Below are 23,745 nucleotides of genomic sequence, written 5' to 3'. Positions count from 1 at the left end.
TTTCCCCCTTCCCGATCAAGCCGCGAGTTGAGTTGCCGAAGTTTCCGGCGGACTGGCGGCGAGTAAGGCGCGGTCGTATTCGGCTTTCCAGGCGATGCGTTCGGCGATCGCGTGCATCACCAGATGCGGCCGAGGTGGCACGTGCGGGTCGGCGGCGTCGACCTTGCGCCAGACGAGCCGGGCCGGGTCCGGTTGCGGTTTCTCGATCCCGACTGCGGCCAGGGCGTCCATCACGAACGCCTTGCGGTCGGCCTTGTGGTCCACCAGGGTCTTGCCCGACCACTTCCGCGACACCAGCACCCGCCGCCCCGGCAGGCCGAGGGTGGTCCGCCGGTGCGCCCGGCCCTTGCAGTGCCCTGGGGTGGTCTTTCCGTTGGCTCCCTTGGGCTGGATGCCGTAGAGCAGCCACACCGAGCACCGGGGCGAACAGGGCGTGACGGCCAGTTCAGCGTGGAGCCGGTCGTGGTGATCGGCCAGCGCCGGGGTGTCCGCCTCGACCACTTCGCCCGTGGACTTGGTCAGGTACTTCGTGAGGTAGCCGATGTGGCGGCCGGCGTCTTCCGTCCCGCCGAGGATTCCCTTGGAGTGGACCTGGCGGCCGAAGGTCACCACGTGTGCGGGTTCCTCGACCTGCTCTACGGCGTCGTCCCAGGACATCAGGGGTTGGCGGGTGTCGGGGTCGACAAATCCCCGCTCCGGACCGTCCCAGCTCGGGAGCCGGTCGGTGTAGACAATCTCGTCATGCCGGGGCCACCAGACCTGGTGATACGTCGCCTCGGTGACCTGCCGGATGACCTCGTGCGGCACCGACCCCCGGATCGCGGCGTGCAGGTGTGGCGCGGTCCGTTTCTGCGGCTCGACGGTCGCGAAGTACTGCACGTCCCAGCCGACGACCCGGCGCAGGTTCTGCCACCACCGATCCACCAGCGCCGAGAAATGCACCGCGTCCCGCGCCGCCCGCCGGTAGTCATAGACGGCCGGGTTGACCGGGGAGCCGTCACCGCGGACCGGCCCGTAGGTGTCGCAGGTCAGGGTGACGAACATCGACGGCCGGAACCGCCCCGCGTACTCCCGGCCCACCGTGGTCTTGGCGACCTTGCGCCGGGGCAGGTTCGGCGCGTCCTGCCGCCGCTTCGTCGACCGCTTCACCGCCTTCCTGGTCGGCAGGTCTATGGAGGGCAGACGGCCCCGGACGCCGAGTTGCCGAAGTTCTTCGTCCACGCCACGGATCTCGTCCCGCAGTTCCTCCGCTTCCGCCGGGTCGGTATCGGCGACCTCGCGATAGGTGGCGACGAGATCAGCCCGGTAGGCCAACAGCTCCGTCTGGTCCTCAGTCGGCTCGTCCGCCGCGAGGTCGGGTTCTTCGGTCAGGTGCCAGCCTTCGCGGCACTGGACTTGCCGCAGCGCCTTGGCTTTCCGCGCACACGGCAGGCAGACGGATTCCACTGTGGACCCGCAGGGCACCGGGACGTAGCGCAGTTCGCCGGTGTCCTGGTCGCCGACTTCCATCGTGAACGGCCGCACGCACACCCCGTGCTTCTCCGCCGTCGCCCGGATCACGTCGTCGGCCAGCGGCATCCGCATCCGTTCCGCTCGCGTCTCGCCCATCAGGCCGCCGCCTCCCCTCGCGACGCCCAACCCCGCAGCACGTGCACCGGCATCGGCTGCTTGTCACCGGCCGGGAGGTCCGGGAAGACGCTCGGGTCGAAGAGCACCGCGCCGTAGACGCGCACCGGGATTCCGCACGGCGTCCGGCCGACGATCCCGATGTGCACCCAGCCGCCCCCAGCGATCCGCCACAGCGTCGCGGAGACGTCGTCGAGGGTGTTGGCCCAGGTCAACAGCGCCCGCGCGACCTCGGCCAGGCCGTCGACGTCCAGTTGCACCGTGATCGGCCGCGACCACGCGGAGACGTCCAGGGACGCGACCGGCGGGAGCTGGTGCAGGTCGAGGTGATCGCGGATGGTGTCGAGGAAGATCATGAGCCGGTTCATGCGGCCCTCCTTTCCTCGCAGTGGTCGAGGTGGTGGGTGCCGCCGTTGGTGACGTAGTGCTCCAGGGCCTTCACCGTGTCGTCCGACACCCAGCCCGCACGGACCCGCAGCGGTTCACGGATGCCTTCGCCCCACACGTAACCGGTGCCGGGCATGGTCTCCGGGATGCGGTTGGCCCAGGCTCCGCGTTCGTACGCGCCGTCGCCGAGCACCATCCCGACGTGGGTTTTGGAGGTGACGCGCAGGCAGACGCGGCGGGTGAACAGCTCCCGCACCGGAACCGTGTCCTTGGTCGGCTCTTGGACGTAGCCGCGGACCGACACCCCCAACGCCCGTCCCTGAGTGTTGAGGACCGCGACGTGCTCCACGATCGCCTCACGGGTCTTGCGATCGGTATAGCGGGTCAACGCGCCGATCTCGTCGAACTCCAGCAGCTCCAACGGAAACTCTTGCGAGAGCGGCACGTCCCGGGTGTTCCCCGCGAACATGCGCTTGCGGTGTTCCAGTTCGTCCCGCAGGTTCTCCAGGAGTTCGAGGGTGTCCTTGCCGGAGACGGCGTAGCGGGCGAAGATTCCGCGCCCGTAGGCCAGTTCCATGCCTTTCGGGTCCACACCGGACACCCGCACCAGGCCGGAGCGGATCGCCGAGGCAGCCGAGACGAGCGGGGACCACATGACCGAGTTCTTCCCGGCACCGCTGGCACCGGCGACGAGGATGTGCGCGCCCGCGCCGGTCAGCGGCAGCCGCCACGGCGTCCCGTACTCGGTGGTTCCCGCGTACACCGCGCACAGGTTCACCCGAGCCGGTTCCAGACCGGGCAGCGATTCGGATTTCACGGGGGTGATGAGCAGGTCGCGGCGCATGAAGTCCAGCGACACCACATCCGGCGCGATCTCGCGCACCTGCACCCGCGACACCTTCCGCGCCGTCGCCAGCGCCCGCGCCGCGTCGTCGAAATCCTCCGGCTTCTGCCCGGGCACCAGGCGGACGCGGACCTCGTCCCACGACGCCCCCGACCGCACCCGCACCAACGCGGGCACCGCAACCCCGGACGTCTGCCGCGCCTGCGTGATGGCCTGGCGTTTGCGCCGACGCGACACCAGGTTTACGGTCACGTCCACCGGGATCGCTTCGTCGCGGACCGTGAGGCCGCAGGCGTGCAGCCAGTCCGGCAGTTTCCGCCCGTAGACGGCCCAGCGCAGCCACCACGCCCGCAGCCACCGACCGCACCACCGGTCAAACCCGACCACATCGAGCTGATGCCAGACCACCGCGATCAGCGCCAGTGTGACGACCACGACCGCCAGGGACAGCCAGCCCCACCACCGCCACCACGCCGCCAGGGCGACAAGCGTCAGGCACGTGCGCCAGCGGGTGACGATCTGCCGGGCTAGCCAGCCGACCGACCGCAGCACCGTCCAGAACGCGAAACCCAGAAACGCCAACGCTGCCAGCGTTTCCACAATGGACGCCAACGCACGCCCCAGCTTCGCCAGCACCCACAACACCACCGCGACACCCGCGCCGACAGCGATCAACACGGCCGCGTTCATCGACGCTCACCGCCCTCAGCCGCGGTGAGGTCAAGCGGCAGCATTCCTTGACATGCCGCGCACTTCGTTTCACCCCGAACGAGACGCGTGAACTTTTTGCATGCGGCGCAACGCATCCGGGTGACCCCCGTTGACGCACACCGTCCAGAACCGGTTATCTTCGTCATTGTTCACTTCCCAGTGGACAGCGCAGAACCGGTGAAGGTTGGTAGCCAGAGGCCGGTTCTGCGTTTATACGGAACAATTCCAAGCGCATCAGGGCGCGTTGAACACAGCACACGTCGCCGTGCGCTTTTTTCGGTACTCGCTTGGTTTTCCGGCTAGTCGGCGTTCGATTCGCCGGTGGATTCGTCGGTGTTCGACTCGTCGGTGGTCGGTTGCTCGCCGGTCAGGAGCTGAGTCAGCCCGGCGTCAGTCGCCCGCCGCTGCGCTTTCACCTCTTTCAGCAGCTGGTCCACCACCACCGACAGGCGTGCCAGCGACTCCACCGGGGACAACGCCGCCTCCTCAAGCCGCTCGATCGTTCCCGCGTACGGGGCCGCTTCCTTGCCGACCAGGAACACCCCGGCACCGTGGTGCGGGCAGTACACGACATCCGAGGTGTCCTTCATCGTGTAGCGACTGAACGCGCCCTGCGTCACGACCTGACTCGGAGCCAGCCGGATCGTCACCGCCCGCGAGATCCCGATCAGATCCTTGAGAAACCGCATCTGCCGCAACATCACCTCGGCATCCCCGAAATGGTTCCGCAGCGCCTCCGACCCGACGAACATCCGCGCGGGAATCGCGCCCGCGCCGAACACGATCCGGTTGCGGTCCAACCGGTTCTCCACCACCTGATCCAGCCTGTCCTTGTCCCGCAAATCCGGGCCGAACACCAGCCGCGCGTAGTCCGGGACCTGCAGCAGATCCGGCACCAGCAGCGGAGCCCACACCGTCACCGACGTCGCGACCCGCTCATGCGCGATCAACGTCGTGTAATGCGCCGGGTCCGCCTGCGACCCCGCCGAGAACCAGCTCGGCCCCGACACACCCCGCGCCAACAGCATGATCCAGGCTTTGCGCTCTCCGGTCACCCCGAGCGCGCCCAGCACACCCGACACCTCCACCGGCGTCGGCACCCGCTGCCCAAGCTCCCAGTTCGACAACAACGCCGGGTTCACCCCGATCCGCCGCCCCAGCTCCCGCAACCCGAACCGCGCCTCGATCCGCGCATCCCGCAACGCAGCACCCAGGCCACGTGCCCGCGGGCTCGCCATATCCGTGCCACGCATCAACCACACCTCCGACCCGGGATCGTGCCTGTCTGCAAAACGAGAACACCCATCTACGCCGCCTTGCCCTCACCCGACGCTGACGACGTCCCCGCCGACCGCGACGACGTCTTGCCCGAAGCAGCCTTGAACCCCGTCGCCCGAAAGACGTACGTCTGATACTTGAACTCGCCCTGCCCGCCGACACGCGGCTCCGCCGTCAACCCGTCCAGTTCCACCGGCCGCATCCCCGGCAACGCCTCCGCCGTCGTCGGCACCGGCTGCACGTCCGCCAGGAACGTCACCTCGAACGACGCACGCTTCGCCTTCGTCTCGCCCGGGTCCGTGACCGCAGCCCTCCATTGGCGCTTGCCGGTCACCTCATCCACCCGCTGACGCACCGGACGCCCCGCAGCACGGTCCTCCCGCGACTGAAACTCGTTGTCCGGAATAACTTCCCCCACCATCACAAGCCCCTGCGGGAACGCCTCGTCGAAGTCGATCGCGAACCGGTGTCCCTTTTCGATAGCCATAACTGCTAGCTCCCAGTGTTCTGTGTCAGTCAGTCGTGTCCGGCGTTTCGCCGCCGTGGTTCGTCCGTGTCGCTGCGCTCAGTGCTGTCTCTGCTTCGTGAAGTTGCTTGCCCAGAACCGCGATCGCGTCGGAGTCGACGAGAAGGACCACGGGGAACGCCTTGCCGAAGCGGATCTCCGCCCGGTTCGCGTACGTCAGCGCGCGGACGCGGATCGGCAGGTCTGCCGTCACGTGGATCTGGACCGTGTCGCGCATGTCGCCCGCGCCTAAACCACGCGCTTGCGAGACACCTGCGCGGCCGGACCGCTCGACCCGCCGCCGAGGGCCGAGGCCGTGCTTGCAGTCGTCATGTCTGCCTCCTTGGGGCGCTGCCACCGAGCGAGTCTCGGCAACGTGCCACCCAATCTCCGGCAAAAGACGGGACATGATCACCACGTGGCGGGACATCTTGGGACGTCCCTGGTACGGTCGAAGACGTCCCTAAAAGTCCCAAGGGGGTGCGAATGCCGAACGAACGGCTGCGTGACGCGCTGCTGCGCAACGGGCTCACGCTGGAACAGGTGGCCAAGGCGCTCAGCGTCGACCAGAAGACGGTAGAGCGATGGATCACCAAAGGCCGCACCCCGTACCCGAAGCACCGACACAAGATCGCCGCGATGGCGCGCGAATCGGAGACCTACCTGTGGCCGGACTCCGTCGCACCAGAACGCCGCGCCGAGACCGCCGCCGCCGAGGTCGTGAGCGTGTTCCCACATCGCAACGCCATCCCCGTCGAACTGTGGGACCGACTGATCAACGACGCTTCACAGACCGTGGAGATCCTGGTCCACGCGGCCCTGTTCCTGGTCGAGCGCCCGCGGTTCATCAAGGACCTCGCAGCCAAGGCCGCAGCCGGCGCGAAGATCCGACTGGCCTTCGGCGATCCGGACGGCAACAGCGTCGCCCTTCGCGGAGAAGAAGAACAGCTCGGCGACGGGACGCTCCCCGCGCGTGTTCGCAACGCGCTGGCGTTCTACCGGCCGCTCGTCGGCGTCGAAGGAGTCGAGATGCGGTTCCACAACACGACGCTCTACAACTCCATCTTCCGCTTCGACGACGAGATGATCATCAACACGCACGTCTACGGGTTCCAGGGCGCGCACGCGCCGTCGCTCCACCTGCGTAGGCTCTCCGCCGGGGACCTGTTCGAGACCTACTCGGAGAGCTTCGAGACCGTCTGGAACCTCGCCAAGCCCGCCACCATCTAGGAGGCACGACATGGCACGCGTCGACTACTACAACGACCCGAACGCACCCAAAGCCAACAGCATCGCCGTCGCGGTGTCCGCCTTCATCCAGGACGACGAGGGGCGGATTCTGATGATCCGCCGGACGGACAATGACCTGTACGCCATTCCGGGCGGACAGTTGGAACTCGGTGAAACGCTTGCCCAGGCAGCCGTACGCGAGGTCCGCGAGGAAACCGGCATCGAATGCGAAGTCACCGGCGTGATCGGCCTCTACTCCAACCCTCGCCATGTCATCGCCTACGACGACGGTGAAATAAGGCAGGAATTCTCCATATGCTTTTTCGCAAACTTTTCCAGCGGAACTCTGACAACTAGCAACGAAAGCAAAGAGGTTCAGTGGATACATCCACACGATCTTCAGAACCTGAACATCCACCCCTCCATACGGCTTCGATTGGATCATGCGCTCAACCGTGCAAATCTTCCTTACTTCACTTAGCCTGACCAACCTCACTTCAACGGGCCGCTATTAGAATCGATAAGTTAGCCCACCTCAACTACTGCCAGTTCCTCAAACTCGACCATCACCTATGAAATACCTCAATGGTCAACACATCCCGGCTGGCACCACCGGAACCCAGCCATCGACGACACTCAACACAATCACTAATAGGGTTAAACCACTGCACCCTTCCAATTCGCGCATAATGTTCTAGAACATTTCTCAGCAAGCTCCGTTGCTTGTCATCCAACGACATCACCGCTGCGCCATGCAGTATCGCGGCATCCAGAAGATGCGCATCCTTAAGTAGTGAATCACGCCCTTGACTCTTCGGAACCTTCCCCAAAGCCCTTCTGTAGTCCGACACGCGCCGATCTTTTTCATGACGAGATCGCCCTCTCGAAATCATCCAGGCGAGCCAGCTTCTCATGTATCGACTTGCATGATTCTCCCATTCGACCAAGAGAGCATCGGTCATCAGTACCCCTACCGGGCCAGACTTTAGAGTGTTTACAATTTCTCCGGCTCCTGCCGCAATATCGGATACTGGGTCGCCGACTGCGCCAGCGACGCAAGCATCTACAATCACATGCACGCTTATCATCTAATCGACCTCTGTACCGCTTGGACGTACCTCCAGTCGGAATCCTCCAAAACTTCGTCAAAGTCGATAGGCCAATCACCAAACCGCCCCAGGTTATCCAACTCGGCTTTTGATATCCGACTGAAACCAGTATCGCTATCGCGCGAGAACCAGTTAAGGCCCACATCCGAACTCGAAATCTTGCCGTTCGCAATTGCCGTCTGAACTGATCGGAGAACTAGGGAGCTATGAGTCTCCGCTACTACAATAACCCCGCGGCAAGCCGCATCAACCAGCAGTTCCCCCATCCCCACCTGCGCGCGAGGGTGGAGATGGATTTCCGGCTGCTCGACATATACAACCTGACCGGGCCGTGCCGCATGGAGTGCAACCAATACCGGAAGAGTTTGACTTACCCCGAAGCCGACATCGGCAATATTTACTAGATCCTGAGCACCCCCTGCTTGCGCATGCGGGAGACGCCCAACCCTCAATTCTACGCTCGCGTCATTGATCTTGCGCGCCTCCACTTTCCATGTCAACCCTAGCTTCTCCAGATCACTGGAAAGATGACGCAACTTCTCCCGCCCGGACGACCCCTTCGATTGCCAGTGAGCAATTACACTAGCAATGTAGTTTTCCATAGTCCCCGGAAATGAATCATCAACAGCAGAGCTCGCATATGTCCTCAACGGATTTCCCCGAAGACCTGGAACGTGAATCAACGACGTCAGGAAGTTTTGATACCGCTTGCTGATCGTCGATCCACCGATCGCGACTTGACCAACTCCTCGGTTTTGCTTCGTACGAAGCACGGGATCAATGAAGCATCGATCTCGACTTGCGCCAAATTCGAACCTCATTCTTGAATCAGAGTTTAAATTTTCTATCATCCCGAGAAACGGATGGTCGACAATCTTGAGGAGCGACTCCACCGCTGACGGCCTGCTACCCTCGTGGATGGCAGCAGATTTTCCATTCTTAGATATCGATGTTGAAACAATTTGCATTCCGCTTTCAACAGTCCACCGGTATCGATTTTCTACAGATTCCTTGCCAAATCCGATCCCAATCGACATCTCGCTTGCCAAACTGTCCCGTGTTCGGCCCCTGCTCAGAGTTTGCGCCCAGTCGGTCAACTGTACATTCGGGCCATAGGGCATGAGAGCACCCGGGTCAAATGACGCCTCCGCTGTCTGCTTAAGTATCAGAAATGGCTGCATGAAGCTGGACTTACCAGAGCTATTCGCTCCCGCAATCAAGGTAAGGGGAGACAACTCCATCTTTGTCCGGCCATTAATTGCCTTGTATCCAGAAACGGACAGCGAAGTTCGCTTTTCCACTTGGCCACGCGGCAAGCTCTTACCCATATTACTCACAACTAATTAACCACCGTCTCACTAGAGTTAGCGCGCTATTGGCGAATCGTATACCGGTAGGCTGCCGAACTTGGCTCTATAGGATCAAGGGCGCGCCGCCGGGCGGCGCGCCCGCTGCGGTCCGTAGCCCCTCGCCTGGGCGGCCGCCGCGATCCCGGCACGGCGGGCTCCCGCTCCGCTCCGCCCACCGGCCGGGCCGCGCGGCCGCCAGCGGTGCCGGACCCCAGCGCCGCCCGACAGCAGCACGCGTGACCCTCGTGCCAGAACCGGACAACCCACCCATGCGCAAACAGTCGCCGACCATCCTGGACCTGTTACGCACACGCATCGCCTGAGGCCACCCCGAAGCCTGATCGTGACAACGGTCGGTAGCACCGCGTCAAGGCGGGAAAGCGTGCCTTGACCCGGCCCTACCGACCGCGTGTGAGCTTCATATCGGGGTTGGGGGAAGTGTGGGCGGGTAAGATGCGGGCTGAGCGGGCGAGCGTCAGGCACCGTCAGAGAGCATGATCAACTCCCCGGTTTTCCCCCGGAAAACGATCGCGAACGACGAGAATCAGCGACCGAGCATGATCAGCCGCAGAGCGCGCTCGTGCAGGTGAGGACCGACATCGGCAGATGACGAGAAATAGCCGCTGACCTGGTCTTTGTCTCCGTAGGTTCTGGGTTCGAGCCCCAGGCGGCCCACCAAACTCCCACTACCTTGACCAACCCAAGCACCACAGCAAGCTCCAGGTGCGCCGCCGCGGCAGGCCCAATGGTCAAGCACCAACCCTGCATCCCAGAAGAGGGCGCGGCCTAGCTCGCCGCCTCGTCGTAAAACGCCGTATGCCGACGGACCTGCTCAGCCGCCGCATCGGCATCGCGGTCCCGCAAGGCTTTGACCAAGGCGCGGTGCGATTTCTGCGCCGAGGAAGCCAGCTTTGGCCAGGTGGCTGGGGCCAGCTCGCGTTTCACCAGGTGTTCGGTGACCGCGTCGCGCATCGAGCCCATCAGGTGCGCCAGTAGCGGGTTGCCGCTGGCGAGGGCGACGGCTACGTGGAATTTGCCGTCCAGGGCGAGGTACGTGTCGCTGTCCGAGACGGCGGCGTCCATTTGGTCCAGCAGTGCCTCGAGCCGGGCAAGTTGTTCGTCGGTGCGTTCGGTCGCCGCGACGCGTGCTGCTTCCTCTTCCAGCAGGTGGCGGGTGTGCAGCACGTCCTCGAGATCGAAATGCCCGAGAGCCATGTACAGCCGCATCAACCGGGAGATGGTGGGGCCGAGGTGGTCGCTGATCCTCGTGCCGCCGGACGCGCCGATGCCGGTGCGCACGGTGATGATGTCGAGTGCGTCCAGTACCCGGAGTGCTTCTCGCAGCGAGGGGCGGCTGACTTGCAGCGATTCGCTGAGCGCTCGTTCGCTCGGCAGCCGGTCGCCTGCTTGCAGCTTGCCGTCGTAGATGAGCTGTTCCAGCTGGTCCAGCACGCTTTCGAAGAGGCGCTGCTTTCCGACGGGAGCGAACAGTTCGCCTTCGTTCGCCGAGTCGGTCACGTCGGGGGTCCTTCCGCGGGCGGTGCTTGAACCGCCAGACTACTTGGCCAGACCAGCTGACCGCAGCTCAGTCCCGGCCCGCCTCGACGATCTTTTCGGCCAGCAGCTTCGGCCGGGTGTACATCACTTCGTGGCCGCCGGGCATTTGCACGAGCCGGAAGTATCCGAGCCGGTTGGACATTCGCGGATGCCAGCCCCATTCGCCTTGCAGCAGGCCGTTGTCCTCGGTGGCGTTGAGGTAGCTCTTCGGGATCGGCAGCTCGGCGAACTTGCTGAGGTCCACCGGCTCGGTGAACGGACGGAACGGTTGCGGGCGCAGGCGGTCGTAGACCTCGCGGGCCAGTTCGAGGGTCGCGTCGCCCATGAAACCGTCGCGCCAGATCTCGAAGGGCAGCAGCACGGTGCCGTCGCCGCGGTCCGCTGCGTTCGCGTGCAATGCCGGCGGGAAGAACGGCGGGACGTTGTCCAGGACTGTTTGGCCGTCGAGCAGCACGAACGCGCTCTGGAAGACGAGTCTGCGCACGCGGTCGGGCAGGGCCTCGGCGATTTTCGCGATCAGCACGCCGCCCCAGCTGTGCCCGAGGAGCACGAAATCGCGCAGGTCCCGGTCCAGGATGTAGTCGATGATCGGCCGGCACGCGTCGTCGGTGCTGACGTCGGGCGAGTCGCCGGGACGCAGGCCGCCAGCGGTCGGCGTGTGCACCTCGTGGCCCAGCGTCTCCAGTTCGGGCCGCACGCGGTCCCAGCTTTCGCCGTACTGCCAGGCTCCGTGGACGAGGACATAGGTGGTCATGGCGCTCTCCTCAGCGTCCGGTGTAGCGCGGTTTGCGTTTCTCGGCGAAGGCGGTGAGCCCTTCTTGCAGGTCCGCGGTGTGCAGGTGGGCGTACATCGCGACACGTTCGGCGCGCAGGCCTGCCTCCATCGACTGGTCGGCGGCCTCGTCGATCAGGTGCTTGGCCCCGGCGAGCACGAGCGGGCTCTTCTCCGCGACGAGTTCGGCGAGTTCCTGCGCTCGCTTGTCGAGCGAGTCGTCGTCGACGACCTCGTTGACCAGACCCCAGGAGAGGAAGTACTCGGCAGGGAAGAGCTGCCCGGTGAACGCGAGGTATTTCGCGCGGGCGGGCCCGACGGCGCGGGCGAGCCGCACCGCTCCCCCGGCGCCGGGCAGCAGGCCGAAGTTCGCGTGGGCGTCGCCGATGCGGACGCTGCTCGCCGCGATCACCAGGTCGCAGGCCATCGCGATCTCGAGCCCGCCGGCCGCTGTCACGCCGTTGAGCGCGGCGATCACCGGCTTCTCGATGCGCGGGAGGTGCTCCAGCGTCGCCGCGGCCTGCCGAAGGAATTCGTGGACGGTGTCCTGGCGCTCCGGGTTGAACGAGTTCAGGTCGCCGCCAGCGCAGAAGGCGCGTCCCGTACCGGTGATCACCAGCACTCGGACCTCGGGATCGTTCTCGAACCGGGTGAGCGCGTCGTCGAACTCGGCGACGAGTTCGGCGTTGAGCGCGTTGAGTGCTTCGGGCCGGTTCAGCCGGATCCAGCCGACCGGTCCGTCGACGCGAGTCAGCACAACCTGTTCGGTCACTGCGGGGTCTCCCTCGTTTGCCGGGTCGCGGTCAGCTCGTCGCGGCACCACGGGGTGGGGACGAACCGGCCGCCGTCGACCACGGTGACCGCGACGTGCCGTGCGGTCAGTCCGTGGTGGTCGGTCGCGGTGTAGCGGTATTCGCCTTGCGGCGTAATGACTTCGACTGCTTCGAGCGCGTCGCGCACTTGGCTCGGGTCCGCGCTGCCCGCCGCGGCTACTGCGGCCGCGAGCAGCTTCACCGCGGTGTAACCGTCCACTGTGTACAGAGACGGCGCGTATCCGTGCCGTGCTTCGAAAGCGTTCGCCAGCGCCACGGCCGCGTCGCGTACCGGCGACTCCGGCAGGTCTCGCGCCACGACACCCAGCGACGCCGCCGCGACGACCCCTTCGGCGGCTGGACCGGCGAGGTCCAGGAAACGCCGGTCGGAATTGCCATGGCTCATCAGCAATGGAAGGTCGCGCGGACGCTGCCGGACCAGCTCGACGGCTGGTGGGCCGGTCACCCAGGCCATCACGGCTTGTGCGCCGCTGCCGCGCACCCGCTCGAACAACGCGGCGAATTCCGTTGTGCCCATGGGGAATCGCTCGATGTGCGTCCACTCGACACCATGGCCGGGCGCGAGGTCGAGATGTTTGCCGAGGCCGGTCCGCGCGAAGACGCTGTTCTCGTCGCCGACGAGGGCGACCTTGGCCAGTCCGTGCGCCCGGCAGTAGCGGAGAAGCTGCTCGGCGACAGCGCTCGCGGTCGGCGGGGTCATGAACGCGAAGGGGCGAACCGGATCGACCTGGCTGTCGGCGGCCCCGGTGGACACATACGGCACTCGCACGGTCTCGGCCGCCGGAATGATCGCCAGGCTCGCATTGGAGAACGACGTGCCCACCACGCCCGCGACCGGAGCTTGCACCACCTCGGCGAAAGCTTTCACCGCGTGCGCGGGGCTGGTCCGGTCGTCGGCGACGACGAGTTCTACCGGTTGCCCGAGCAGTCCCCCGGCGGCGTTGAGTTCGTCGACAGCCAGACGCGCGCCCCGCTCGTTGTCGCATCCGCCCGGATTCGTGCCGGTGCGCGAAACCACCTGACCGAGAACCACCGGCATCCGCGATCTCCCTCACGTCATCGAATACTTCATCAGTTGGTCTGACCAAGTTACCATAGGATGGTTGCATCATGGAACGGCGAAGAAAAGGCGGTCCGATGACTCCCCTGACTGACGTGAACTACAGCGACCTGCTGGTCGAGGCATTGACGCGGTATCCGGACCGGACCGCGTTCGTGGCGGGCGACCGGCGCGTGAGCTACGCCGCGGCGGCCGACGGGGTCGGCCGGATCCTGCGGGTCTTCGCCGAACGCGGGCTGACCGCCGGGGACGGAATAGCCGTGCTCAGCGGCAACACTCCCGAAGTCTGGCTGGTCCAGGCGGCCGCGACCCTGCTCGGGCTGCACTACAGCGGCCTGCACCCGCTCGGCTCGGCCGAGGACCACGCCTACGTGTGCGAGGACGCCGGCGTCGACCTTCTCGTCGTCGACCCCGAGCACGCCGAGGCGGGCGCCGCGATCGTCGAGCGGTCTTCGCGCATCAAGCACACCCTGGTGCTCGGCGAATCGGAGCTCGCCGAAAACCTCCTCACATTGCTCGAAACCGCGCCAGGCACCACCCTGACGCGTCGCGCCGCCGGTCCGGAGGACGTGCCCTGGATCGCTTACACAGGCGGGACGACGGGGCGGCCGAAAGGCGTGAAGCTCCCCGACCGGGCACTCGTGCACACGGTGTCCACGGTCATCGCGTCGCTCGATCTTCCGAGCGTGCCGCGCTATCTCACGGTGGCGCCGTTGTCGCACGCCGGGGTGCTGCCGATCCTGCCGACGCTGCTGCGCGGCGGGACCGTGATCGTGCATCGCGGTTTCGACCCCGAGCACTGGCTGCGGACGGTGCAGGACGAGCGGGTCAACTGGAGTTTCTGCGTGCCGACCATGCTGTACAAGCTGCTCGATTCCGGCCATGCGGCGAAGTTCGACGTCAGTTCGCTCGAAACCTTGATGTACGGCGCTTCCCCGATGTCGCCGTCGCGGATCGCCGAGGCGCACGACGTGCTCGGGCCGGTGCTGCTGCAGGCCTACGGGCAGACCGAATGCGTCTCGTGGGCGACGGTGCTGCGCAAGGACGAGCATGTTCCCGAACTGCTCGACTCGTGCGGGCGAGCGGTGCTGGGCCAGCGCGTGGTGCTGCTCGATGACGAGGACCGGGCGGTGGCGCGCGGCGAGATCGGCGAAATCTGCGTGCGCGGGCGGGGGATCATGAGCGGCTACCACAACCGGCCCCAGGAGACCGAAGCCGCGTTGCGCAACGACTGGCTGCACACCGGCGATCTGGCCGTCCAGGACGACCGCGGGTTCTTCCGTATCGTGGAGCGCAAGAAGGACATGATCATCTCGGGCGGGTTCAACGTGTACTCGCGCGAGATCGAGGACGTGATCGCCGAGGATCCGGCTGTCGCCGCCGTCGCGGTGATCGGGGTGCCGCACGAGCGGTGGGGCGAGGCGGTCACCGCGGTGGTCGTTCCCCGTCCGGGATCCACTGTGGACGGTCCGGCGATCACGGAGAAGGTGCGCCAGCGCAAGGGGAAGCACCAGGCGCCGAAGTCGGTGGAGGTCGTCGCCGAGCTGCCGATGACCGCCATCGGAAAGGTCGACAAGAAGAAGCTGCGCGAGAGCTACTGGGACGGCACGGCCCGGCAGGTGCACTGACACCGGTGCGGGCGGCGGGATTTCCCGCCGCCCGCACGGATTCATTCGGTGAGATTCTCGAGCACTTCGCCGCGGGTCTCCCGGCCGAACAGGAGCACGACAGCGGCCGCGACGAGGAAACATAGCGCCAGCACCAGAAAAGTGCCGGTGAAGCCCCATGCGACCAGCACCGCGGGCACGACGAGCGGGCCGATCACCGAGCCGATTCGCCCGGCCGCGGACGCCGTGCCGGCACCGGTGGCGCGAGCGCCGGTCGAGAACAGTTCAGGCGTGTAGGCGTTGACCCCGGCGGTCATGGCGGCGAGGAAGACGTTCATCACGCAGCCGGCGACGAGCGCCCACGTCGAGCTCGAGGCCAGGCCGTACCAGAGCGCGGCCGCCGAGGTCAGCACGGCGGCTCCCGCGTAGACCGGCCGTCTGCCGAGGCGTTCGAGCAGGTAACAGGCGATCAACGTGCCGGGAATGCCCCACGCCAGCATGAACATCGTGGTGCCGATGGACTTCGCGACGCTCGCGCCGTGATCGACGAGGAGCTTGGCGATCCAGATGTTGATGCCGTACTGCGCCAGCAACTGGAAGAACCACATCGCCCACGCGGTCGCCGTGCGTCTGCGCTGCGCGCCGGTGAACAGGTCGCGCAGCGGCCCGTGGGCAGTGGGAGTTTTGAGCTCGACCGTCGCCGGCGGTGTCCCCGCCGGAGCGAGGGCTTCGAACCGGGCCAAGGTCGCGCGTGCATGGTCGATCCGGCCGCGCGCGACTTGCCAGCGAACCGACTCCGGTACGCCGCGGCGCACGACGAAGGCGAACATCGACAGCACGAACATCAGCACGAAGGCCAACCGCCAGTCGAGCACCAGTGTCGCGCCGCCAGCGATCAGGAAGGAGAGCACCACGAGGATCTGTGCCGAGCCGAGGTACGCGCCGCGCCGGCGGGCCGGCAGGTACTCCGAGATCAGCGCGACCGCGCAGGGCAGTTCGGCTCCCATCCCGATCCCGGTCAGGAACCGGCACGCCAGCAGGGATTCGTAGTTGAAGGCGAACGCGGTGAGCAGGCTCGCGAACCCCCACAACAGCATGCTCATGGTGAAGATCGGCCGTCGCCCGAAGCGGTCGGACAGCCAGCCCGCGCCTGCCGAACCGATGGCCATGCCGACGAATGCCAGGCTGGCCACGCTTCCGGTCTGCAGTGCGCTCAGGTGGAACTCGGCGCTGATCGGCGCGAGCACGAAGGTCAGGATCGCCACGTCGGCGGCGTCGACGAGGTAAGCGGTGGCCACGATGGCCACGATTCGCTTGTGCAGCTTGGTGAACGGCAGTCCTTCGAGGCGGGCGACCAGTGCCGCGCCGTCGGTTCTGCCGGTGGTGGAGGGGCGCATGGCAAGCTCCTTAGTTCGCGGCGAGAAGTGCGTCCATGCGGTCGTAGGAGGCCTTCAACCGGCCCATGCCCTCTTCGGCGACGCGGTCGCGCAGCTCGCGCGAGGCGAACTCGCACAGCAGCGTGACGGCGGTGCCCGCCCCGCTCTCGTCGAACAGGATCGTGATCAGGCTGTCCCCACCAGGCCAGCCTTTGGTGTAGCTGAACTTCCGCGGCGGCTCGATCTCGCGGTACTCGCCGCCGAACACGACCTCCGTGCCGTCCGGCCCCCGTTGCCCGAACCGCCACCGCCCGCCGGGCCGCAGATCGATCTCGGTGATGTGGTTGTCGTGCCCCTCGACGCCCCACCACCGGCTCACCTGCTCCGGTTCATGGTGGGCGGCCCACACCGCGGCCCGCGGCGCGCCGACCTCCCTGGTGACGACGATCGTCGTCTCCCCGCGCTTGCTGATCACAGCGTCACCCATGCTGGCTCCTTTGTCAGCTGGTCACTTGGTTTGACCAAGTATCCATCTCACGGCTACCGTGTCAACGACTCTTCGAAGGGAGCTCGACCCATGTCGGCCTACTGGGTGGCCCGTGCCACCGTCCGCGATCCCGAACCCATGACCGAGTACTCCGCGATCGTCGCCCGGCTGCGCGACCGCTACGGCTTCGAGCCGCTGTCCCGGGGAGTACGAGTGGAGCAACTCGAGGGCGAGCGACAGTTCCAGCAGCATTTCCTGCACCGCTTCCCCTCGATGGAGGCGGCACTGGCGATGTACAACTCAGCGGAGTACCAGCGCGCGGCCGAGTTCCGCCGCGCCGCGTGCGGCGACTGCGAACTAGTGCTCCTCGACGGCGGGGATTCCGTCGCCGGATAACGCGGGAACCCCGGGTCAGCGCGTCGCGGAGACGGAGCGTTCGATCTCCGAGACGGGCAGATCCCGTCCGGCAGGGCGGAGATACCGGGTGGCGAATTCCTCTGGCCCGGCTTGTTCTCGCTCGTGCCAGCCGTACTCGGCGAGGAAGGCGCCGACGCGGTCAGGGGCCATGCCGAAGCGCCAGAGTTGCCGTTTCTCCACGAACTCGCCGTAGGCGGCCTCGGCACCGTAAAGCGCGGTGCCGTCGAGGAAGTCTTTGCGGACATAGGTGAACACCAGATGGCTGCCCGCGGCTGCGGTGGCGAGGAAGTCGAATGTGCGGCGGACGCCGCCCTCGGTGAGGTACTGGGTGACCGCCTCCCAGATGAAGAAAGTCCGCCGGGCGGGGTAGCCGTGCCGCGCAAGGGTGTCCGCGAGGCTCTGGGTTTCGAAGTCGACCGGCACCAGGGTCACATTGGCGGGGACGCGGCCGAGCGCCTTGGTGAGGGCGGCCCGTTTGCGGTCGATGTTGACGGGCAGATCGACCTCGTAGACCGGGATCTTCGCGAGGGCGTGCAGACGGCAGGCGCGCGTGTCGAAGCCCGCGCCGAGGATGACCACTGCCTCGATCCCGCCGTCGTCGAGGGCTGCGCGGAGGACATCGTCGACATAGCGTTTGCGGCACAGCATGCTTGCCCACAGGCCGGGGATCTTCTTCTCGGTCGCGGCGATCATCGCTCGCCGGATCGGCCGGTATCTCGTCAGCGCGACGGCGAATCGCCCGCCGGCGGGCAGGAGCCGACGCGCCAACGGATCCTCGATCAAGGGCCGGGCTTCATGCTGGTCGGCGGCGACGATGACCATCGGCCCGAACGCGGTCCGGTCGGCTCCAGTGCTCATCAGGCGGCCTCAGGCAGGCTAGAAGATTCCTTTGTGGACGGACGGCGGCCAGGCTTCCCCGCGCACCACAGCCCACGATACGGGGTGCGGTGTCCCGCTCACCACGTTGAGTAAGAGAAAACGGTCGTCTCCAGGTGCACATGCATGTTCGGTCCGGGTCGAACCCGAGTCGGCGAACCCTGGCAGCCGCGCTGCGGATACAGGAAGTAGCCGTATGGGGAACCGTTGACCAGCGTCTGGAAACCGGGATCGCCCGGGACGACTGTGACGCAGGTGACCGGGTCCCCGGTCTGCGGAAAGTCGTACCGCGCGCTGACCGTTTCCAGCCCCCGGTAGAAACACAGCGCGTCGTCCGCACAGCGAGGCCCGTTGATGACCCGAGGCGGCCGAGGCACGATCATGTGCGAGGCCCTCGCCGGGCCAGTCGTCGGCGGGGCCGAGGTGGGCTGCGCCGTGGCCGACGAGACCGGTGCCGCCGAGGACGGGGGCGGCGGGCTTGGCGTCGGCGCGGGTGAACTGGACGACGTCGGCGGCAGCGGGGCAGCCTGCGCGATCGGCGACGCGGCCGGCTGTTCGTCCGCCGACCGCAGCCACCCCGCCCTGCTGATCGCCAGCCCCGCCCCAGCGGACGACAAGACGATCAGCACAGCCACGGCGGCCAGCAGTCCACGACGCGGCTTCCGCTTCCGCAGCGGGCACGGCGGCGTGGAGATCCGCAGGGAGCGGATGTCTCGTGCTTGCACCACGTGCCCGCTCGCGGAGCCGGAGACCGTGTTCGCGGCGGAGCCGCCGGGATCCGCCTCGTCAGCCCGGCCAGAATCAGGATCGCCCATGGTCACCACTCCCCTTGGAACCATTCGGACTCTTTCATTGCGCCAATCGGCGCAATCTAGTGACCCAAGGCTACCGCTTGATCATTATCGGTTTCCGGCAGGTTCGCCGGTCGGACTCGGTGCTATTTGCCGGAATGCCAATACGGCTGGCGGTCCGCATTCGGGTTTCCGGTCCGGAACAGGGTTTTCCGTATGCGCCCCATGGGCTTTTGGTTCCGCACTACTCGTTCAGGCCGAGAAACCGGTGTCCTGGAGAGCCTGGGAAGGAAGCTCCCCATACGCCGCCCGATAATGCGCAGTAAACGCACTGGGCCGCGTATACCCCCACCGCGCCGCGACTTGCGTAACAGTCGTCTCCCCCAGCGTGGCAGCCCTCAGCTCAGCCCGAGCATGGTCAAGGCGCACGCGCCGCAGATAGGCCATCGGCGTCGTATCAAGGTGCCGTCGAAACGCCAACTGCACCGCCCGCGCCGAGACGCCAGCTGCCTGCGCCAGTTCAGTGGCCGTGAGATCGCGCTCGGGATTGGCTTCGATGAACGCCACCGCGCGGCGCAGCGCTCGGGGATGCGCGTCGAGATCGGTCCCGGCACGTTCGTCCAGCGCAGTCGTGGGAAAAGCCGCGAGCACAGCAGCGGCGAGGTGCTGAGTAGCGGTGCTGACCAACAGCGGATGCTCGGCGATGTCGGGAGCGGCGAGGACCTGATCCCGCACGTAAGTGATGGCCCCACGAAGGTGCTGAGCGACGGCCGCGGACAGTGGGTTGTGGTCCAGCAGTTCTACGGGCTTTTCGACACCGGCGACGCGGGCCAGCACGTCAGGGTCGAGCATGGTGATGATGTAGCGCGCCCGGCAGATCCGGCCGGAGTACGGGCGGTCCGGCGGGGCGAAGGAGAACAGGTCTCCGGGGCCGAAGTCGGCCGGGTGGGGCCATCCGGCGGCCTGGTGGTCTTCAATGGTTCCGGTTTCGATGTCGCAGAGGCAGATCCGGCCCAGCGGACTGACGTCGTAGCTCATCTCGAAGTGCAGGTCGAGCTGGTCGGCGCTGACACTATCCGAGGCGACCCGGGTGATGTGGGCTCCCGCGTCGCGGCCGCCGCTGCCGATGCGCATCGGGGCGTAGGACTTGGAGAGGAATTCTTCGGTGCGCTCCAAGTCGTCGCTGTCGAAAACCACGGACATCCGCCGGTTTGTCCTCCGTCCCACGCTGGCAAATGCGGCCCCGCACAGGGCACGCATCGGTTACCCGCGTGGGCCGGGGATCAAACCGCAGGCGTCGTCGATGGTGGTGGCGAGGCGGAGCGTGGCGTCGACCCTGGTGACGCGCAGTGGGCGCAGCACGGCTCGGTTGCCGCCGGTGACCACGATCAGCTTCAGTTCACGGGCGGCCGCGGCGCGGTGGGTATCGAGCATCAGCGACATCCCGACGACGGCCATGAAGTCGAGGCCGGTGCAGTCCAGGACGATGTCACGGCCGGTCCGGAGCTGCTTGTCGAGTACGGCGGCGAGGTCGTCGGCGGTGGCCAGGTCCAGCGCGCCACTCAGCCGCACCAGTACGAGGGAGCCCACAGCTCCGCATCGGATCGCCAGGTCGCCGGGGCGCAGCGACCGTTCGGTCGTTTCAGACATCAGCGGGGTTCTCCCTGTCGTAGGTGTGGCCAACGCCGCGAAGGGAACGTTTCCCGCAGGCACCGCTGAACCTCCCGGCCTCCGGTCCGGAAGGAATTGGGGTTGTCTCCACCGTGCAGGGCTCGCTGGCGATGGTCTAGCCGCGTAACCGAACAGCTCGGCTATCCGGAAAACGAACCGTTCCGGCGCAGGCGGGCCGGATCGGTCCGGGCTATCGCTTCCGGAGCGGACAGTCGCCAGCCGCTTTCGTACGCCGCCGCGAAACGGGCCTCGCCCATGGCTAGCCGGCCGCGGCTGCTCAGGGTGCGTACTTGCAGGTCAGTCTGGTCGTGGGCGCCGCGCAGCCGGGCTGCCGCGCCGAGGATCACGGCACCGTCCTGGAACCGGTTGTACAGCTCGGCCAGGCCAGCGACCGTCACCGCGACGGTGGCCACGATCGGCAGGTCCTTGCTGTCGACCGCGGCCGCGTACGCCTGGTTCAGCGCGGTCTCGGCGCCGGGGCCGTCGCCGAGTTCCAGGCAGAGTTCGGCTCGTACCCCGCTGACCAGCGCCTGTCCGTGATCGCCGCCGAACGGGAGGTCGGCGGACAGCCCGGCCTCGGCCTCCTCGATCAGCTCGCGGGCCCGGGTCAGATCACCGGTTCGCAGGCGGAAGCTGGCCTCTCGCGCATCCAGCAGCACCACGGTCTCGGGCACGGTCGAGCGCAGCGTGCGGTCCCGGGTCACCTCGATCATCGCCGCGGCCTGGCCGGTTTCGCCCAGCCGGACGTGCAGGTCGATCAGGCGCAGGTCGATGAAGGTCTCGTCGCTGTGGTTGAGCGAGCCGAACTCCCTGGCCAGCCGTTTGGCCTCGGTCAGATCGGCCAGCGCGCCGGCCAGGTCGCCGTCGTATTGCCGCAGCAGGGCGCGCATCGGCAGGGCCATCGCGAGGCCCCAGCTGTCGCCCGCCTCGGTGAAACAGTCCAATGCGACGGCCACATCTTCACCGACCTCGGCTAAATGGCCGTCGTTTTCGGCTAGTTCGGCACGGGCGATCCGGGCCAATCCGGCCAGCCAGCGGTCCGGGCCGTCGGCTGTCCGCTGGATGAGCGGGGACGCGTCGGTTCCGGTGCGGGCGGCCAGTTCGACGGCGGTCAGCACTCCGAAGGCGGGCAGCTCCGGGTAGTTCAGCAGGCGGGAGACAGCCTCGTCCGCCGGGACGTCGGCGTCCAGCAGCAGCGCGGCCGCGGCGATGTCGTGGTTCACGCCCGGCTGGGCGGAGCGGGCGGCTTGGCCGAGCCAGTACGAGGATTCGGCGTGCCGGCCCAGCATGTGCCAGTACCAGGTCAGGTCGAGCGCGAGAGCGAGCCCGGCGTCCGACGTGTCGCAGAGGTGGCGCAGGGCAGCCAGCACGTTGTCGTATTCGGCGGTCACCAGGTGGAGCGCGTCGAGTTGCCTGGGACCGCGCAGAAGCGGGGCGTTGACGGCGGTCAGTTCGGCGAAGTATTCGGCGCTCAGGCTCCGTACGGCGGGCAGAATCCCTTGTTCGGCAAGGCATTCCAGCCCGTATTCGCGGATGGTCTCCAACATCCGGTACCGGCCGGGGACGAGTTGGAGCAGCGAGCGGTCGACGAGGTCGGCGAGCAGTTCCCGGGCTTGCTCGACGGGAAGAGCGCAGACCGCGGCGGCCGAGGCGGGGGTGACGCCGCCGGGCAGGACCGAGATCCGTTCCGCGACCGTCCGCGCGTCCTCGCTGAGCAGGTCCCAGCTCCAGGCGATCACGGCGCGCAGCGTGCGGTGTCTGGGGAAAGCCGTGCGGCTGCCGGTGGTGAGGAGGCGGAATCGGTCGGACAAGCCGGCCGCCAGGTCTGCCAAGGAAAGCGTCCGCAGGCGGGCCGCGGCCAGTTCCAGTGCCAGCGGCATGCCGTCCAGGCCGCGGACGATGCGCAGCACGTCGTCGAGATTGCGCTCATCCACCGTGAAACCGGGGCGCACGGCGGCTGCTCGCTCGCGAAACAGCCGCACGGACGCGGTGTCGCGGGCCTGCTCGACGGTCGCGTCCGGTTCGGGCAGCGGAAGCGGGCCGAGCGGGACCAGCGCCTCGCCGTCGATCGCGAGCGGCTCGCGGCTGGTGGCCAGGACCCGCAGACCGGCGCAGCGAGGCAGCAGCGCGGAAAGGAGGTGGGCTACGGCGTCGATCAGGTGCTCGCAGTTGTCCACCACCAGCAGGGTTTCCTTGCTGCCCAACTGATCCGCCAGCGCGTCCAGGTCGCCGACGGGTTTGGCCGAGGCCTCGAACAGCGCCGCGGCGCGGAGTCCGATCGCGGCCAGCATCGCGGCGGCGACCTTGGCCGGTTCGGCGACCGACGAGAGATCGATCAGCCAGCAGCCGTCGCGGTATTCCCGGCGGCGGGCGGCCTCCAGGGCGATCCGCGTCTTTCCGGCGCCGCCGGGGCCGAGCACGGTGACCAACCGGCCGGCGTCGAGCAAGGTGTCGATCCGGGACAGGTCGTCGACGCGGCCGACGAAGCTGGTCAGCGGCGCGGGCAAGGCGGCTGGTTTGGTCGCCTTGACTGGTTCGGCGCGCAGCAGGTTCAAGTGGCGTTCGCGCAGCGCGGTGCCCGGATCGGTACCGAGATCGTCGGCAAGGGCTTTCCGGATTTGTTCGTACTGGGCCAGGGCTTCCGCCTGACGGCCTTGCGCGGCGAGGGCGTCCATGAGCACTGCGGCAGCGCGTTCGTGGACAGGCTGGTCGGCGAGCAGGGCGGTCAGGCGGGCGATGGCGGAGTCGGGGCGGCCCTGGGAAAGCTCCGCTTCGGCAAGGTCGGTGACGGCTTCGATCGACAGGCGAGCCAACCTAGTCGCGGCGGCGGGATCGATCGCGGCGACCGCGGCGGGCTCGACGCCTGGACGGTCGCCCCACAACCGCACGGCTTCATCCAGAGAAGCCGCGCCGCCAGCGGTCGCGAGTTGTTCGAAGCGCAGTGCGTCCACGTCGGCGGGGTCGATGGTCAGCCGATAACCGCCTCCGACCTGCGTGACTTCGCTGGGCGAGCCGAGCGATCGGCGCAGCCGGGAGACCAGGGCTTGCAGGGCGTGCGCGGGGTCGGAGGGCAGGTCGGAGGCCCAGATCGCGTCGACCAGGGCGCTCTGCCCGACCGGACGTCCCCCGGCCAGCGCCAGCCGCGCGACCAGTCCCCGCAACCGGGCACCGGGCACCGCGAGGGCCTCGGCGCCCCGCGTCACCTGAAACGCCCCGAGCAGCGTGACTCGAAGCCGCGCGCTCCCGTCCATTCGACGAT

At 67.0% G+C, this 23,745-nt stretch carries 22 protein-coding genes; 4 read left to right on the top strand and 18 right to left on the bottom strand.

What is annotated here, in order from left to right:
• Positions 1-15: 15 nt before the first annotated feature.
• From H4281_RS27735 to H4281_RS27710, 6 genes are all read right to left on the bottom strand, one after another.
• Complete coding sequence (locus H4281_RS27735) at positions 16-1,608, bottom strand: replication initiator (protein WP_182893842.1); 1,593 nt, start codon at positions 1,606-1,608, stop codon at positions 16-18.
• Positions 1,608-1,994 (bottom strand): hypothetical protein, encoded by a 387-nt coding sequence (locus H4281_RS27730; protein ID WP_182893841.1) that lies wholly within the window; start codon positions 1,992-1,994, stop codon positions 1,608-1,610. The genes H4281_RS27735 and H4281_RS27730 overlap by 1 nt, the downstream gene beginning before the upstream one ends.
• On the bottom strand, positions 1,991-3,547 hold the full coding sequence (locus H4281_RS27725) for an FtsK/SpoIIIE domain-containing protein (RefSeq protein ID WP_182893840.1): 1,557 nt from the start codon (positions 3,545-3,547) through the stop codon (positions 1,991-1,993). The genes H4281_RS27730 and H4281_RS27725 overlap by 4 nt, the downstream gene beginning before the upstream one ends.
• A gap of 320 nt (positions 3,548-3,867) precedes the next feature.
• Positions 3,868-4,821, bottom strand: coding sequence for a Scr1 family TA system antitoxin-like transcriptional regulator (locus H4281_RS27720; RefSeq protein WP_182893839.1), 954 nt, complete (start codon positions 4,819-4,821; stop codon positions 3,868-3,870).
• A gap of 53 nt (positions 4,822-4,874) precedes the next feature.
• On the bottom strand, positions 4,875-5,333 hold the full coding sequence (locus tag H4281_RS27715) for a hypothetical protein (protein WP_182893838.1): 459 nt from the start codon (positions 5,331-5,333) through the stop codon (positions 4,875-4,877).
• 25 nt (positions 5,334-5,358) lie between these two features.
• On the bottom strand, positions 5,359-5,589 hold the full coding sequence (locus H4281_RS27710; protein ID WP_067587137.1) for a hypothetical protein: 231 nt from the start codon (positions 5,587-5,589) through the stop codon (positions 5,359-5,361).
• A 248-nt stretch (positions 5,590-5,837) separates the two neighbouring features.
• Between H4281_RS27710 and H4281_RS27705 the strand changes: the two genes are divergently transcribed.
• On the top strand, positions 5,838-6,581 hold the full coding sequence (locus H4281_RS27705; protein WP_182893837.1) for a DUF5919 domain-containing protein: 744 nt from the start codon (positions 5,838-5,840) through the stop codon (positions 6,579-6,581).
• A gap of 10 nt (positions 6,582-6,591) precedes the next feature.
• Positions 6,592-7,062, top strand: coding sequence for an NUDIX hydrolase (locus tag H4281_RS27700; protein ID WP_182893836.1), 471 nt, complete (start codon positions 6,592-6,594; stop codon positions 7,060-7,062).
• 603 nt (positions 7,063-7,665) lie between these two features.
• On the opposite strand, the gene H4281_RS46610 is transcribed toward H4281_RS27700, so the two are convergent.
• The 5 genes from H4281_RS46610 to H4281_RS27675 form a co-directional block, all read right to left on the bottom strand.
• Entirely contained in the window at positions 7,666-8,991 is a 1,326-nt protein-coding gene (locus H4281_RS46610) for an AAA family ATPase (protein WP_182893835.1), read from the bottom strand.
• An 834-nt stretch (positions 8,992-9,825) separates the two neighbouring features.
• Positions 9,826-10,557, bottom strand: a complete 732-nt coding sequence (locus tag H4281_RS27690) for a FadR/GntR family transcriptional regulator (RefSeq protein WP_182893834.1) — start codon at positions 10,555-10,557, stop codon at positions 9,826-9,828.
• Between the two features lie 67 nt (positions 10,558-10,624).
• On the bottom strand, positions 10,625-11,350 hold the full coding sequence (locus H4281_RS27685; protein ID WP_182893833.1) for an alpha/beta fold hydrolase: 726 nt from the start codon (positions 11,348-11,350) through the stop codon (positions 10,625-10,627).
• A gap of 10 nt (positions 11,351-11,360) precedes the next feature.
• Positions 11,361-12,140 (bottom strand): enoyl-CoA hydratase/isomerase family protein, encoded by a 780-nt coding sequence (locus H4281_RS27680; protein ID WP_182893832.1) that lies wholly within the window; start codon positions 12,138-12,140, stop codon positions 11,361-11,363.
• Positions 12,137-13,240 (bottom strand): ABC transporter substrate-binding protein, encoded by a 1,104-nt coding sequence (locus H4281_RS27675; RefSeq protein ID WP_182893831.1) that lies wholly within the window; start codon positions 13,238-13,240, stop codon positions 12,137-12,139. The genes H4281_RS27680 and H4281_RS27675 overlap by 4 nt, the downstream gene beginning before the upstream one ends.
• 98 nt (positions 13,241-13,338) lie before the next feature.
• Between H4281_RS27675 and H4281_RS27670 the strand changes: the two genes are divergently transcribed.
• Positions 13,339-14,889 (top strand): AMP-binding protein, encoded by a 1,551-nt coding sequence (locus H4281_RS27670; protein ID WP_182893830.1) that lies wholly within the window; start codon positions 13,339-13,341, stop codon positions 14,887-14,889.
• A 41-nt stretch (positions 14,890-14,930) separates the two neighbouring features.
• Here H4281_RS27670 and H4281_RS27665 read toward each other — a convergent pair whose 3' ends face one another.
• The gene (locus H4281_RS27665; RefSeq protein WP_182893829.1) at positions 14,931-16,265 is read right to left on the bottom strand and encodes an MFS transporter; all 1,335 of its coding nucleotides are present in this window, start codon (positions 16,263-16,265) and stop codon (positions 14,931-14,933) included.
• 10 nt (positions 16,266-16,275) lie between these two features.
• Positions 16,276-16,731: an SRPBCC domain-containing protein gene (locus H4281_RS27660; protein WP_182893828.1), complete on the bottom strand. Its 456-nt coding sequence runs from the start codon at positions 16,729-16,731 to the stop codon at positions 16,276-16,278.
• A gap of 90 nt (positions 16,732-16,821) precedes the next feature.
• Here H4281_RS27660 and H4281_RS27655 point away from each other — a divergent pair, with 90 nt between their 5' ends.
• Positions 16,822-17,127 (top strand): DUF1330 domain-containing protein, encoded by a 306-nt coding sequence (locus H4281_RS27655; RefSeq protein WP_182893827.1) that lies wholly within the window; start codon positions 16,822-16,824, stop codon positions 17,125-17,127.
• Between the two features lie 15 nt (positions 17,128-17,142).
• Here H4281_RS27655 and H4281_RS27650 read toward each other — a convergent pair whose 3' ends face one another.
• The 5 genes from H4281_RS27650 to H4281_RS27630 form a co-directional block, all read right to left on the bottom strand.
• Positions 17,143-18,006, bottom strand: a complete 864-nt coding sequence (locus H4281_RS27650) for an SAM-dependent methyltransferase (protein ID WP_182893826.1) — start codon at positions 18,004-18,006, stop codon at positions 17,143-17,145.
• A 98-nt stretch (positions 18,007-18,104) separates the two neighbouring features.
• Entirely contained in the window at positions 18,105-18,839 is a 735-nt protein-coding gene (locus tag H4281_RS27645; RefSeq protein ID WP_182893825.1) for a hypothetical protein, read from the bottom strand.
• A gap of 228 nt (positions 18,840-19,067) precedes the next feature.
• The gene (locus tag H4281_RS27640; protein WP_246412350.1) at positions 19,068-19,991 is read right to left on the bottom strand and encodes a helix-turn-helix transcriptional regulator; all 924 of its coding nucleotides are present in this window, start codon (positions 19,989-19,991) and stop codon (positions 19,068-19,070) included.
• Between the two features lie 87 nt (positions 19,992-20,078).
• A complete protein-coding gene (locus tag H4281_RS27635; RefSeq protein ID WP_182893823.1) occupies positions 20,079-20,465 on the bottom strand; it encodes an STAS domain-containing protein in 387 nt (128 codons plus the stop codon).
• 161 nt (positions 20,466-20,626) lie between these two features.
• Positions 20,627-23,737, bottom strand: coding sequence for an ATP-binding protein (locus tag H4281_RS27630; RefSeq protein WP_182893822.1), 3,111 nt, complete (start codon positions 23,735-23,737; stop codon positions 20,627-20,629).
• Between the last annotated feature and the right edge of the window lie 8 nt (positions 23,738-23,745).

The organism is Amycolatopsis dendrobii, assembly GCF_014145675.1.
Taxonomy (GTDB): Bacteria; Actinomycetota; Actinomycetes; order Mycobacteriales; family Pseudonocardiaceae; genus Amycolatopsis; species Amycolatopsis dendrobii.
Note: the sequence above shows the minus strand (reverse complement) of the source record. Positions and strands in the feature narration are given on the sequence as shown.